The sequence below is a fragment of the Cupriavidus sp. 291-E7 genome (assembly GCF_057798835.1).
Window position 1 is genome coordinate 232,266 of the sequence record NZ_JBYOJV010000008.1, and the last position, 13,946, is coordinate 246,211.

Sequence of the window (13,946 nt, forward strand, 5' to 3'; positions counted from 1 at the left end):
CACAACCGTCGCCCGCTTCCGTTTGTCGAGTTTCAAAGCGGAATTCTGAGCATGGAAAAACGCGTCGTCTTCCGGTCGCCGTGGCTGCCGTATCTGCTGGTGTTGCCGCAGATCGTCATCACGCTGATCTTCTTCTTCCTGCCCGCCGGGCAGGCGTTGTGGCAGTCGATGCTGCAGCAGGATGCCTTCGGCATCAACCTCGATTTCGTGGGCGCCGAGAATTTCGTGACGCTCTGGAACGATCCAAACTACGTGGAGTCGTTCCAGGTCACGGCTATTTTTGCCATTGGCGTGACGGTTGTGGGCTTGTCCGTGGCGCTGCTGCTGGCCTACTTTGCCGATCGCGTCGTGCGGGCGGCCACCGGCTACAAGACGCTGCTGATCTGGCCGTACGCGGTGGCGCCGGCTGTAGCGGGCGTGCTCTGGATGTTCATGTTCAACCCGACGCTGGGCGTGGTGTCATACGCGCTGCGCAAGATGGGGGTGGACTGGAACTTCCTGCTCAACAGCAATCAGGCGCTGTCGCTGGTGGTGCTGGCCGCCGCGTGGAAGCAGATCAGCTACAACTTCCTGTTCTTCCTGGCCGGGTTGCAGAGCATTCCCAAATCGCTGATCGAGGCTGCCGCCATCGACGGCGCGGGGCCGTGGAAGCGCTTCTGGTCGATCGTGTTTCCGCTGCTGTCGCCGACCACGTTCTTCCTGCTGGTGATCAACGTGGTGTACGCATTCTTCGATACTTTCGCGATTATCGACGCGGTCACCCACGGTGGACCGTTCAATTCGACGAACACGCTTGTCTACAAGGTGTTCCACGACGGCTTCCGTGGCATGGACATCGGCGGTTCGGCCGCGCAGTCCGTGGTGCTGATGGTGATCGTGATCGCGCTGACCGTTGTGCAGTTCCGCTTCGTGGAACGCAAGGTCCAGTACTGACAGGAGAACGAGAATGGTAGAACGTCGTCCTGTACTGGACTTTATTACCCACGTGGTGCTGATTCTCGGCATCGTCGTCGTGGCGTTTCCGGTGTACCTGACCTTCGTGGCGTCGACGCTGACGGCGGAGCAGGTGCTGGACGCGCCGATGACGCTGATCCCCGGCAGCCACCTGATCGAAAACTATCGCACCGTGCTGTTCCACGGCGTGGGGGAATCGGCATCGCCGGTCTCCACGATGATGAAGAACAGCCTGATCATGGCGCTGGGCATCGCGCTGGGCAAGATTGCCATCTCGATCATCTCGGCGTTTGCGATCGTCTATTTCCGCTTTCCGTTTCGTAGGACGTTCTTCTGGATGATCTTCATCACGCTGATGCTGCCGGTGGAAGTGCGGATTCTGCCGACGTACAAGGTGGTGTCGGATCTGGGCCTGCTGGACAGTTACTTCGGCCTGACGATTCCGATCATCGCGTCGGCCACGGCCACGTTCCTGTTTCGGCAGTTCTTCCTGACGATTCCGGACGAGCTGGCCGAAGCGGCACGGATTGACGGCGCCGGTCCGCTGCGATTTTTCTGGGACGTGGTGCTGCCGCTTTCGCGCACCAGCATTGCGGCGCTGTTCGTGATCCAGTTCATCTACGGCTGGAACCAGTACCTGTGGCCGCTGCTGATCACCACGCAGAAGTCGATGACGCCGGTGGTGGTGGGCGTGACGCAGATGATTTCCCGTTCCGGCGATGCAGCCACCGACTGGAACCTCGTAATGGCTACCGTGATGCTGGCGATGATTCCGCCGGCCGTGGTGGTGGTGCTGATGCAACGCTGGTTCGTCAAGGGCCTGGTGGAAACGGAAAAGTAAAGGTCGGACATGGCAAAGCTGTCTCTTCGCAACGTACAGAAAACCTATGCCGGCGGCACGCAGGTCGTGCACGGCATCGACATGGAAATCACCGACGGCGAGTTCATCGTGATCGTCGGCCCGTCGGGCTGTGGCAAGTCCACGCTGCTGCGCATGGTGGCGGGGCTGGAAACCATCACCGGCGGCGAGGTTCATATCGGTGACAAGGTGGTCAATGATCTGGAGCCGGCTGAACGCGACATCGCGATGGTGTTCCAGAACTACGCGCTGTATCCGCACATGAGCGTGTACGACAACATGGCGTACGGACTCAAGATCCGCGGCATGTCGAAGGCCGAGATCGAGCAGCGCGTCAAGCACGCGGCCGGCATCCTCGAACTGGCGCCGCTGCTGGAGCGCAAGCCGCGCGCGCTGTCGGGCGGCCAGCGCCAACGTGTGGCAATGGGCCGGGCCATCGTGCGTGAACCGGCGGTGTTCCTGTTCGATGAACCGCTGTCGAACCTCGATGCCAAGCTGCGTGTGCAGATGCGGCTGGAGCTGAAAGACCTGCATCGCCGTCTGAAGACGACCAGCCTGTACGTGACTCACGATCAGGTTGAAGCCATGACGCTGGCCGACCGCATGATGGTGTTGAACGGCGGGCGCGTCGAGCAGATCGGCACGCCGCTGGAGGTGTATTCGCGCCCGGCCAGCACATTCGTGGCCGGTTTTATCGGGTCGCCGCCGATGAACCTGGTGCCGGTGGCGCGCGATGGATCGGGGCAGGGCGCCAACGGCGACGGCGCGCGGATGCGCGTGGTCGCCAGGGAAGGGCAGGCGGACGCGACAACCACACTCGGTCATTTGCCGATGGGTCTGCATCTGCCGGAACAGGCACTGATGGGACTGCGCCCCGAGCATATCGAACCGTGCGCCACGCACGAGGCCATCGCGGAAGTCGATGTGCGGGTCGTGGAGGCGCTGGGTGCGGACTCGTTTGCCTATGGCACGCTGGGCGGCCAGCCGATCGTGGTACGCCTGGATAGCCATATGCCCGTGCGCGCCGGCGACAAGCTGCCGATTACCGCCTCCGCCGACCACCTGCATTTCTTTGACATGCAGCACGGCAAACGGATCGAGGCGCGGGCATGAGCGATATCCGATCGAACTGGCCGTATCCGCGTCATATCGCACATCGCGGTGCTGGCAAGCTGGCGCCCGAGAACACGCTGGCGGCCTTCCGCCACGGTGCATCGTTCGGATACCGGATGTTCGAGTTCGACGTGAAGCTGTCCGGCGATGGCAAGTCCGTGCTGATGCACGACGCGACGCTGGACCGTACGACGTCTGGTCACGGACGCGTCGACGCGCACACGCTCGATGAACTAGCCATGCTGGACGCCGGCAGTTGGCATGGACCTGCCTTTGCCGGTGAGCCGGTACCCACGCTGGCGGCCATCGCCCGTTATACGCAGGCCAATGGATTTCTGGTGAATATCGAGATCAAGCCGGTGCCCGGTGCCGAATACCGGACCGGCGCGGCGGTGGCGCTGGATGCACTTTCACTATGGAAGGGCGCGGCCGTGCCGCCATTGCTGTCCTCGTTTTCGGAAGTTGCGCTCGAAGCCGCGCGCCTGGCAGCGCCGGACCTTCCTCGCGCCTTGCTGCTGGACAAGCTTCCGGCGGACTGGCTCGACCGGTTGAAGCGGCTGGACTGCGTGGCACTGGATTCGAATCACCGGGAGCTCGACGCCAAGGTCATCGCCGATGCCCACGCGGCTGGCTTCAAGGTACTTTGCTACACGGTCAACGACCCGGCGAGGGCGCGGGACCTGTTGTCCTGGGGGCTGGATGGCCTGATTACCGATGCGGTGGACCTGATCCAGCCTGGGGCATAACGTACCCGAACAAACTGTCTTGATTTTGCATCACGAAAAGTCCCCACTCTTTGGGGGATTACGTGCTATGCTCCGCGAGTGAAGACTTAGGTCCTTCCCGCACAACTTGCCCTTTCGGGTCTGGCGGCGAGACCGACGACAGACGGCACCCCTAGGTGCCGTTCGTTCAAGGTGGTAACCGCAGGACCCCCAAGAGTTGTTTGCAATCCGCTAACCGGTCAGGCCGTGTCGCGGAAGGTTGATGAACCCGCTTATTTCCGGCATACCCGGAGAATAGTGAGCGCCCCATGATGCAGCAGTATCAAAGCAATTCGTACCTCTTCGGCGGCAACGCCCCCTATGTGGAAGAGCTGTACGAGGCCTACCTCCAGAACCCCAGCTCGGTTCCCGACAACTGGCGCGCGTACTTCGACGCGATGCAGAATGTCCCGGCTGTGGATGGTTCCAACGCCCGCGATATCCCCCACGCTCCGATCGTTGCCTCGTTCGCCGAGCGCGCCAAGCAAGGCCCCATCAAGACCATTGTTGCCTCGGCCGATTCCGATATGGGCCGCAAGCGCGTCGCTGCCACGCAGCTGATCGCCGCCTACCGCAACATCGGTTCGCACTGGGCCGACCTCGATCCGCTGAAGCGCCAGGAGCGTCCGCCCCTGCCTGACCTGGATCCGGCGTTCTACGGTTTCTCCGAGGCCGACCTCGACATCGTCTTCAATGCCAGCAACACGTATTTCGGCAAGGAGTCGATGAGCCTGCGCGAGCTGCTCAACAACCTCCGTGAGACGTACTGCGGCACCATCGGCGCCGAGTTCATGTACGTGAGCGACCAGGCGCAGAAGCGCTGGTGGCAGGAGCGCCTGGAAACCACGCGTTCCAAGCCCGTGTTCACGCTGGAGAAGAAGAAGCACATCCTCGACCGCCTGACCGCGGCCGAAGGCCTGGAGCGCTTCCTCCACACCAAGTATGTCGGCCAGAAGCGCTTCTCGCTGGAAGGCGGCGAAAGCTTCATCGCCGCAATGGACGAACTGATCCAGCACGCCGGTAGCAAGGGCGTGCAGGAAATCGTGATCGGCATGGCCCACCGTGGCCGTCTGAACGTGCTGGTCAATACGCTGGGCAAGATGCCGGCGGATCTGTTCGCCGAATTCGAAGGCAAGCACGTCGACGACCTGCCGGCCGGCGACGTGAAGTACCACAAGGGTTTCTCGAGCGATGTCTCGACCGAGGGCGGCCCGGTTCACCTGTCGCTCGCGTTCAACCCGTCGCACCTGGAAATCGTCAACCCGGTCGTGGAAGGCTCGTCGAAGGCGCGCCAGGAACGCCGCGGCGACGTTGGCCACAAGGAAGTGCTGCCGGTGCAAGTGCACGGCGACGCGGCCTTTGCCGGCCAGGGCGTGGTGATGGAAACGCTGAACCTCGCGCAGACCCGCGGCTACGGCACGGGCGGCACGATGCACCTGGTTATCAACAACCAGATCGGCTTCACCACCTCCGACCCGCGCGACGCACGCTCGACGCTGTATTGCACGGACGTGGTCAAGATGATCGAGGCTCCGGTGCTGCACGTGAACGGCGACGATCCCGAAGCCGTGGTGTACGCCATGCAGCTGGCCGTTGATTTCCGCATGGAATTCAACAAGGACGTCGTGGTCGACATCATCTGCTTCCGCAAGCTGGGCCACAACGAGCAGGACACCCCGGCTGTGACGCAGCCGCTGATGTACAAGAAGATTGGCCAGCACCCGGGTACGCGCAAGCTGTACGCGGACAAGCTGGTGGCGCAGAGCCTGACCCCGGCCGAGTTCGGTGACGAACTGGTCAAGGGCTACCGCGCCGCGATGGACGCTGGCAAGCACACCGTCGATCCGGTCCTGTCGAACTTCAAGAACAAGTTCGCCGTGGACTGGATGCCGTTCCTGAATCGCAAGTGGACCGACGCCGCCGACACCGCTGTTCCCGTCACGGAACTGAAGCGTCTGGCCGAGCGCATCACGACGATTCCGGAACACGTGAAGCTGCACCCGCTGGTGGAAAAGGTCATCAAGGACCGCGCCAACATGGGTCGTGGCGAGCAGATGCTGGACTGGGGCATGGGTGAACACCTGGCCTTCGCCTCGCTGGTCGCTTCGGGCTACCCGGTGCGTATCACCGGCCAGGATGCAGGCCGCGGTACCTTCACGCACCGCCACTCCGTGCTGCACGACCAGGCGCGCGAGCGCTGGGATGCCGGCTCGTACGTGCCGCTGCAGAACGTGTCGGACAACCAGGCACCGTTCACGGTGATCGACTCGGTGCTGTCGGAAGAAGCAGTGCTCGGCTTCGAGTACGGCTACTCGACCGCCGAACCGAATGCGCTGGTGATCTGGGAAGCCCAGTTCGGCGACTTCGTCAACGGCGCCCAGGTGGTGATCGACCAGTTCATCTCGTCGGGTGAAGTGAAGTGGGGCCGCGCCTCGGGTCTGACGATGATGCTGCCGCACGGCTACGAAGGTCAGGGTCCGGAACACAGCTCGGCCCGTATCGAGCGTTTCCTGCAGCTCTGCGCCGACCACAACATGCAAGTGGTGCAGCCGACCACGCCGGCACAGATCTTCCACCTGCTGCGTCGCCAGATGATCCGTCTGTTCCGCAAGCCGCTGGTGATCATGACGCCGAAGTCGCTGCTGCGTAACAAGGACGCCGTGTCGCCGCTGTCCGATCTGGCCAAGGGTCATTTCGAGACCGTGATCCCCGATCACGAGGAACTGAACGCCAGCAAGGTCAAGCGCGTGATCATGTGCTCGGGCAAGGTCTACTACGACCTGATCAACACCCGCAAGGAACGCGAGGCAGGCGACACCGCGATCATCCGTCTGGAACAGCTGTATCCGTTCCCGCACAAGGCCGTGGCCGCCGAACTCAAGAAGTACCCCGGCGCGACCGAAATCGTGTGGTGCCAGGACGAACCGCAGAACCAGGGCGCCTGGTTCTTCGTCCAGCACTACATCATGGAAAACATGACGGAAGGCCAGAAGCTCGGTTATGCCGGTCGTCCCGCCTCGGCTTCGCCGGCGGTGGGCTACTACGCAAAGCACAACGAGCAACAGAAGGCGCTGCTGGAAGCCGCGTTCTCCAAGCTCAAGGGCTTTGTTCTGACCAAGTAATTCGTTGGTACCCCGCGGCAGCGCACAGGGATGCGCGCCGCGGGACTACCTGCCTGAAACGAAACACACGCATACATCGAGGATTTAACAAACCATGGCTATTGTTGACGTCAAGGTTCCGCAACTGTCTGAATCGGTCGCCGAAGCGACCATGCTGAACTGGAAGAAGAAGCCGGGCGAAGCCGTTGCTCAGGACGAAATCCTGATCGAAATCGAAACGGACAAGGTTGTGCTGGAAGTGCCGGCCCCGTCGGCTGGCGTGCTGTCGCAGATCATCAAGAACGACGGCGACACCGTTGTTGCTGACGAGATCATCGCCAAGATCGACACGGCAGCCACCGCTGGCGCCGCCGCTCCGGCCGCTGCCGCACCGGCTCCCGCTGCCGCCGCACCGGCTCCGGCCGCTGCCCCGGCTGCCGCCGCCGCTGCTGGCGCCATCGCCATGCCGTCGGCCGCCAAGCTGATGGCCGAAGGCGGCCTGTCGGCTTCGCAAGTGGCTGGCACCGGCAAGGACGGTCGTATCACCAAGGGCGACGTGCTGGCCGCTGGTTCGGCTCCCGCACCGGCCGCCAAGGCTGCTCCGGCTCCGGCCGCCGCTGCCAAGCCGGCGCTGCCGCAAGTGTCGGCCCAGGTTGACTTCGCCGCGCTGGGTGACCGCCCTGAAGAGCGCGTGCCGATGAGCCGCCTGCGCGCCCGTATCGCCGAGCGCCTGGTGCAGTCGCAGTCGACCAACGCCATCCTGACCACGTTCAACGAAGTGAACATGAAGCCGGTCATGGATCTGCGTAACAAGTACAAGGATCGCTTCGAGAAGGAACACGGCGTGAAGCTGGGCTTCATGTCGTTCTTCGTGAAGGCTGCCGTTCACGCGCTGAAGAAGTACCCGATCATCAACGCTTCGGTTGATGGCAACGACATCGTCTACCACGGCTACTTCGACATCGGTATCGCTGTCGGTTCGCCGCGTGGTCTGGTGGTGCCGATCCTGCGCAACGCCGACCAGATGAGCCTGGCCGACATCGAGAAGAAGATTGCCGAGTTCGGTGCCAAGGCCCGTGACGGCAAGCTGTCGCTGGAAGACCTGACCGGCGGCACGTTCTCGATCTCGAACGGCGGTACGTTCGGTTCGATGCTGTCGACGCCGATTATCAACCCGCCGCAATCGGCCATTCTGGGCGTGCACGCCACGAAGGACCGCGCCGTGGTGGAAGACGGTCAGATCGTGATCCGTCCGATGAACTACCTGGCCATGTCCTATGACCACCGTATCATCGACGGCCGCGAAGCCGTTCTGGGTCTGGTGGCCATGAAGGAAGCGCTGGAAGATCCGGCTCGCCTGCTGCTGGACCTGTAATCGGTCCTCTCCCCAGACAGACACTCCGTCTTCCGTTTGTCGTCGTCCCCGCACCCCGGTGCGGGGACCCGGCGAGCGCATCGTCCGCACGATGCCGCTGGATGTCCGCCACATTGGCGCGGACATGACGTGCCAAAGAGATATTTCCCATGAGCAAACAATTCGACGTGCTGGTGATTGGCGCCGGCCCCGGCGGCTACATCGCCGCCATTCGTGCTGCCCAGCTGGGCCTGAACGTGGCTTGCCTGGAAGGCAACGCCTATGACGATCCGAAGGGCGAAGCACGCCTGGGCGGCACCTGCCTGAACGTGGGCTGCATCCCGTCCAAGGCACTGCTGGCTTCCTCGGAAGAGTTCGAGAACGCATCGCACCACCTGGCCGACCACGGCATCACCGTGAGCGACGTCAAGGTCGACGTGGCCAAGATGCTGAAGCGCAAGGATGACATCGTCGGCAAGATGACGAAGGGCATCGAGTTCCTGTTCCGCAAGAACAAGATCACGTTGTTCAAGGGCTACGGCAAGTTCGCGGGCAAGGCCGCCGAGGGCTTCCAGGTCGAAGTGAACGGCGAAACGCTGACCGCCAAGCAAGTGATCATCGCCACGGGTTCGAAGGCACGCCACCTGCCGGGCGTCACCGTCGACAACAAGCTGATCAGCGACAACGAAGGCGCGCTGAAGTTTGAATCGGTGCCGAAGAAGCTGGGCGTGATCGGCGCCGGCGTGATCGGTCTGGAGCTGGGTTCGGTGTGGCGCCGTCTGGGTTCCGACGTGACCGTGCTGGAAGCGCTGCCCGCATTCCTGGGCGCCGCCGACGAAGGCGTGGCCAAGGAAGCGCAGAAGCTGCTGACCAAGCAGGGCCTGAAGTTCAACCTGGGCGTGAAGGTCAACGAAGTCAAGACCGGCAAGGACAACGTTACCGTTGCCTACACGGACAAGGACGGCAAGGACCAGACGCTGGAAGTCGATCGCCTGATCGTGTCGGTCGGCCGCGTGCCGAACACCGACAACCTGGGCCTGGAAGCGGTTGGCCTGGGCGTTGACCAGCGCGGCTTCATCGAAGTTGACGACCACTGCCAGACCAAGGTCCCGGGCATCTGGGCGATTGGCGACGTGGTGCGTGGCCCGATGCTGGCGCACAAGGCCGAAGACGAAGGCGTGGCCGTGGCCGAGCGTATCGTCGGCCAGAAGCCGCACATCGACTTCAACACGGTGCCGTGGGTCATCTACACGTTCCCGGAAATCGCATGGGTCGGCAAGACCGAGCAGCAGCTCAAGGCCGAAGGCCGTGAGTACAAGTCGGGCCAGTTCCCGTTCATGGCCAACGGCCGTGCACTGGGCATGGGCGCTGCGGACGGTTTCGTGAAGATGCTGGCCGACGCCAAGACCGACGAGATCCTGGGCGTGCACATCGTGGCAGCCAATGCTTCGGACCTGATCGCCGAAGCCGTGGTGGCTATGGAGTTCAAGGCGGCAAGCGAAGACATCGGTCGCGTCTGCCACCCGCACCCGTCGATGTCGGAAGTCATGCGCGAAGCCGCGCTGGCCGTCGACAAGCGTCAGCTGAACATGTAATAGCCGTTCACCTCCTGGTGAGCACCGGCGCGCCGCGAATTCTGCGGCGCGCCGTTTTCGCTTGAAGCACCCCGGTATTTCCAGGCTTCCGACATGAACGTCACCGAGTTTTACGAACACGAACTCAAGCAGCGCGGCTACCAGTCCGACGAGGCGCAATTGCGCGCCGTGGCGCGGCTGCAGCAATGCTATGACGAGTGGGTGGCGTACAAGAGCCGCCGCAACAACGCGCTGAAGAAGCTGCTGGTGCACCCCGACGTGCCCAAGGGCGTCTATCTATGGGGCGGGGTAGGGCGCGGCAAGTCGTTCCTGATGGACAGCTTCTATTCCTGCGTGCCCGTGGTGCGTAAGACGCGGCTTCACTTCCACGAATTCATGCGCGAGGTGCATCGTGAGCTAGAGGAGCTGCGCGGCCGCCCCGATCCGCTCGATGAGCTGGCCAAACGCATCGCGCGCCGCTTTCGCCTGATCTGCTTTGATGAGTTCCACGTCAGCGATGTGGCCGATGCCATGATCCTGCACCGCCTGCTGCAGCAATTGTTCGACAACGGCGTGCAGTTCGTGATGACGTCGAACTATCGCCCGGACCTGCTGTATCCGGATGGCCTGCATCGGGACCGCGTGTTGCCGGCTATCAACCTCCTGCAGACCAAGCTCGACGTACTGAATGTCGACGCCGGTATCGACTACCGCAAGCGTGCGCTGGAACAGGTGCAGGCGTACCACACGCCGCTGGACCACGAGGCCAGTGCGGCGCTGCGCGATGCCTTCACTTCGATCGCCGGCACGGCCGACGAATCGCCCGTCCTGCATATCGAACACCGCGAGATCAAGGCGCTGCGCAAGGCCAATGGTGTGGTCTGGTTCGATTTCGCCACGCTGTGCGGCGGTCCGCGCTCGCAGAATGACTATCTCGAGATCGCGTCGCAATTCCACACCGTGATTCTTTCCGATGTGCCCAAGATGACGCCGCGCATGTCGTCGGAGGCGCGCCGCTTCACGTGGCTGATCGACGTGTTTTACGATCACAAGGTGAAGTTGCTGATGTCGGCGGAGGTGCCCGCCGACGAGCTCTATACGGAAGGCCAGATGGCCAACGAATTCCACCGTACCGTGTCGCGGATCATCGAGATGCAGTCGCGCGAATACCTGGAGTCGGAACGCCGTGTCATGGACACATCGCTGACCTGACGACCGCGTTTGTCACGGATCCCGGCACAACCTGTTGTTTGCCGGGTATCTGCAGGGGACGATTCTGACGTCGTTTCCACAAGTTTGATTTGTATCAAGGCGGCTGGCGCATGAGGTACCTAGTATCCACTGGGTAATTAAAGCGCGTCATGCCGTCTCTAACTACTGCCCCCCTCGCGCCAAACCTGGCTTCTGCCGTTCCCTCCACAGCCCCTTCGTCTGGGCTGGCTTTGTCGTTTCCATCAGATTCCTCGTGTGATTGCTTTCATTGCGGCCAGCCGCTGAAGGGCGCCGCACCGTTCGTCGCGCAAATTGACGGCCATCCGCGCACATTTTGTTGCGGGGGTTGCCAGACGCTTGCGCAGACGCTGCACGCCGCCGGTTTTGGCCACCTGTATGGCGATGTCACGCGCTTTGCGCGTCCGATCGATGCCGATGCACGGCGTGAGGCGGAACCGGTGTGGGCGGCCTACGACACGCCGGAATTGCGCCGCCAGTTTGTACGTGAACTGGCCGATGGCCGCGCCGAGGTGACGCTGGCCCCCGAGAACATTCGCTGTGCCGCCTGTGCCTGGCTGATCGAGCAGCACCTGGGGCAGCTTGACGGCGTGGAATCGGTCGTCGCCAACGTGGCGACCCGCCGTGTCATCGTGCGCTGGCGCGATGCCACGCAAGGCGTGGCGAATCTGCTATCGAGCTTGGCCGATATCGGCTATGAAGCCTGGCCGTTCGAGGTGTCTCGCACGGACCAGCAGGATCGCCGCGAGCGTCGCAGCCTGTTGATGCGCATGGCCGTAGCCATGCTCGGCATGATGCAGGTGATGATGTACGCGTGGCCGCTATATACCCACGAAGCCACGATCGATCCTGGTCAGCTGCAGCTGATGCGCTCGGCCAGCTTCGCACTGACCGTCCCCGTCGTCCTCTATTCCGCCTGGCCCATCTTTGCTGGCGCGTGGCGGTCCTTGCGCCAGCGTCATATGGGCATGGACGTGCCGGTGGCCATCGGCGTGGCGGCCGGGTTTCTGGCGAGCGCGATTGCCACGGCGCGTGGCGTTGGCGAAGTCTATTTCGATTCCGTGACGATGTTCGTCGCATTTCTGCTGCTGGCACGTTACCTGGAACTGCGCGTGCGCCAGGCATCGCGTAGCGGGGCGGAAATGCTGGCGCGCCAGTTGCCGGCCACATGCGAAAGGCTGGCGCAAGCGGGAGGCGCGGGCGAACGGATTCCCGTTGCCAGGCTTCAGCCGGGCGACCGCATCCGGGTCAAGGCCGGAGAGATTGTGCCCGCCGATGGCGTGGTCCTGGCCGGTGCCAGCGAGCTGGATGAATCGATGCTCACCGGCGAGGCACGTCCGGTGAAGCGTGTGCTAGGCGACACCGTGCTGGCCGGCTGTTTCAACACCGCCAGTCCGCTGGAGGTGCGGATCGACCGCGTCGGCGCGCAAACGCGGCTTGCGGAGATCGTGGCCGTGCTTGATCGCGCCCTGGCGGACAAGCCCAGGCTTGCCCAGCTTGCCGATCGCGTGGCCGGCTGGTTCGTCGGGACGCTGCTGGTCATGGCCGCCGTAACCGGCGCGGTCTGGGCGGTATGGATCGATCCTTCGCGCGCGCTGCTGGTGACGGTGGCGGTGCTGGTGGTGAGTTGCCCATGCGCATTGTCGCTGGCCACGCCGGCCGCGCTGGCGGCGGCCGGGGCGGCGTTGTCGCGGCGCGGCGTGCTGCTGACTCGGGCGCACGCACTGGAGACGCTGTCGCGTGTCACCGACGTCGTTCTCGACAAGACCGGCACGCTGACCGAGGGCCGTTTTGCACTGGTGGCCACGCGTACCTTCGGAGCGTCTGACGCGGACACCTGCCGTCGCATGGCGGCGGCGATGGAGCGCGGTGGCGAGCATCCGATCGCGCGCGCCTTCTCGGAAGCCAGCGGCGATGCCGTGGCAGAGACGATTCCGGTGGATGACCTGCGCAATGTACCTGGGCAGGGCCTCGAAGCGTTCCTGGGCGGCCGTCGGGTGCGGCTGGGCCGCCGCGAGTTCGTGGCCGCGCTGTCACCGCATCCGAAATCGGCTGGTCATGAGCCGGAAAGTCATCCCGGCGCGACCGAGGTGTGGCTCGGCGATGCCGCCGGCTACCTCGCGTGTTTCCAGTTGGCGGACGTCGCGCGTGCGCAGACACCTGTCTTGTTGCGAAATCTCGCGTCCCTTGGCGTCCGTTGCCACCTGGTTTCGGGCGATGGAGCGGCGGCCGTGCGCTGGTGGGCTGACCGCTTTGGCATGCCAACGGCCGCTGGCGCGGTCACGCCCGAGGGCAAGCGTGAGTACGTGGCGGCATTGCAGCGGAGCGGGGCGGTCGTGCTTGCGGTTGGCGACGGGATCAATGACGCGCCCGTGCTGGCACAGGCACAGGTATCGATTGCCATCGGAAGCGGGGCGCCGCTTGCGCAAGCTGGCGCGGACGCCGTGCTGACGCATGGAGGCGTCGCCGAGATTGCGACGGCGATCATCGCGGCACGCCGCGCGCGCCGCGTGGTGCGGCAAAACCTGGCCTGGGCCTTTGCGTACAACGTCGTGGCCATCCCGTTGGCGGCAACGGGCCACGTCACGGCGTGGATGGCGGGCATTGGCATGTCCGTCTCATCGCTTCTGGTGGTGGCCAATGCATGGCGGCTGCTGCGCGTCAAGCCAACGACGCAAGAAGAGGAGGTGTGAATGGAAACACTGTATCTGCTGGTGCCGATGAGCCTGGTGCTGGTGGCGCTGATCGCGGGTGCACTCTGGTGGGCCTTGCATGCCGGCCAGTACGACGACCTGGATCGCCCTGGCGAGGCCATTTTGCTCGACAACGACAAGCCACACGGGTCGGAGCGCGCGCGCTGAAGAGGGTGGCAACCGATGCACTTCGGTGTCGGGACATATTTCGACGAAGACAGTTCGAGCGCGGTGCGTAAGGATTGATTGAAATCAACGCGGCGACCGTCCTGTTTTTCTAAAGTCACACAGTCAATAGGTTTAT

At 63.3% G+C, this 13,946-nt stretch carries 10 protein-coding genes; all 10 read left to right on the plus strand.

Annotated elements, in window-relative coordinates; translation table 11 throughout:
- The first annotated feature begins 51 nt into the window (after nucleotides 1-51).
- The 10 genes from ugpA to ccoS all read left to right on the plus strand — a co-directional run bounded on the left by ugpA (nucleotide 52) and on the right by ccoS (nucleotide 13,810).
- Nucleotides 52-933, plus strand: coding sequence for a sn-glycerol-3-phosphate ABC transporter permease UgpA (gene ugpA, locus AC3FLX_RS16375; protein ID WP_488698202.1), 882 nt, complete (start codon nucleotides 52-54; stop codon nucleotides 931-933).
- Nucleotides 934-946: 13 nt separating this feature from the next.
- Entirely contained in the window at nucleotides 947-1,795 is an 849-nt protein-coding gene (gene ugpE, locus AC3FLX_RS16380; RefSeq protein WP_488698203.1) for a sn-glycerol-3-phosphate ABC transporter permease UgpE, read from the plus strand.
- Between the two features lie 9 nt (nucleotides 1,796-1,804).
- The gene (locus AC3FLX_RS16385; protein ID WP_488698205.1) at nucleotides 1,805-2,926 is read left to right on the plus strand and encodes a sn-glycerol-3-phosphate import ATP-binding protein UgpC; all 1,122 of its coding nucleotides are present in this window, start codon (nucleotides 1,805-1,807) and stop codon (nucleotides 2,924-2,926) included.
- Nucleotides 2,923-3,672, plus strand: coding sequence for a glycerophosphodiester phosphodiesterase (gene ugpQ, locus AC3FLX_RS16390; RefSeq protein ID WP_488698207.1), 750 nt, complete (start codon nucleotides 2,923-2,925; stop codon nucleotides 3,670-3,672). Before AC3FLX_RS16385 ends, ugpQ begins: the two co-directional genes overlap by 4 nt.
- 287 nt (nucleotides 3,673-3,959) lie before the next feature.
- Nucleotides 3,960-6,812, plus strand: coding sequence for a 2-oxoglutarate dehydrogenase E1 component (locus AC3FLX_RS16395; RefSeq protein ID WP_488698209.1), 2,853 nt, complete (start codon nucleotides 3,960-3,962; stop codon nucleotides 6,810-6,812).
- Between the two features lie 94 nt (nucleotides 6,813-6,906).
- Nucleotides 6,907-8,166, plus strand: a complete 1,260-nt coding sequence (odhB, locus tag AC3FLX_RS16400) for a 2-oxoglutarate dehydrogenase complex dihydrolipoyllysine-residue succinyltransferase (protein ID WP_488698211.1) — start codon at nucleotides 6,907-6,909, stop codon at nucleotides 8,164-8,166.
- Between the two features lie 149 nt (nucleotides 8,167-8,315).
- The gene (gene lpdA / locus AC3FLX_RS16405) at nucleotides 8,316-9,740 is read left to right on the plus strand and encodes a dihydrolipoyl dehydrogenase (RefSeq protein WP_488698213.1); all 1,425 of its coding nucleotides are present in this window, start codon (nucleotides 8,316-8,318) and stop codon (nucleotides 9,738-9,740) included.
- A 93-nt stretch (nucleotides 9,741-9,833) separates the two neighbouring features.
- Nucleotides 9,834-10,931 (plus strand): cell division protein ZapE, encoded by a 1,098-nt coding sequence (zapE, locus tag AC3FLX_RS16410; RefSeq protein ID WP_488698214.1) that lies wholly within the window; start codon nucleotides 9,834-9,836, stop codon nucleotides 10,929-10,931.
- 149 nt (nucleotides 10,932-11,080) lie between these two features.
- Nucleotides 11,081-13,642 (plus strand): heavy metal translocating P-type ATPase, encoded by a 2,562-nt coding sequence (locus AC3FLX_RS16415; RefSeq protein ID WP_488698215.1) that lies wholly within the window; start codon nucleotides 11,081-11,083, stop codon nucleotides 13,640-13,642.
- Nucleotides 13,643-13,810 carry a cbb3-type cytochrome oxidase assembly protein CcoS gene (gene ccoS / locus AC3FLX_RS16420; protein ID WP_488698217.1) on the plus strand — a complete coding sequence of 56 codons (168 nt, stop codon included), beginning with the start codon at nucleotides 13,643-13,645 and terminating at the stop codon, nucleotides 13,808-13,810.
- Nucleotides 13,811-13,946 lie beyond the last annotated feature (136 nt).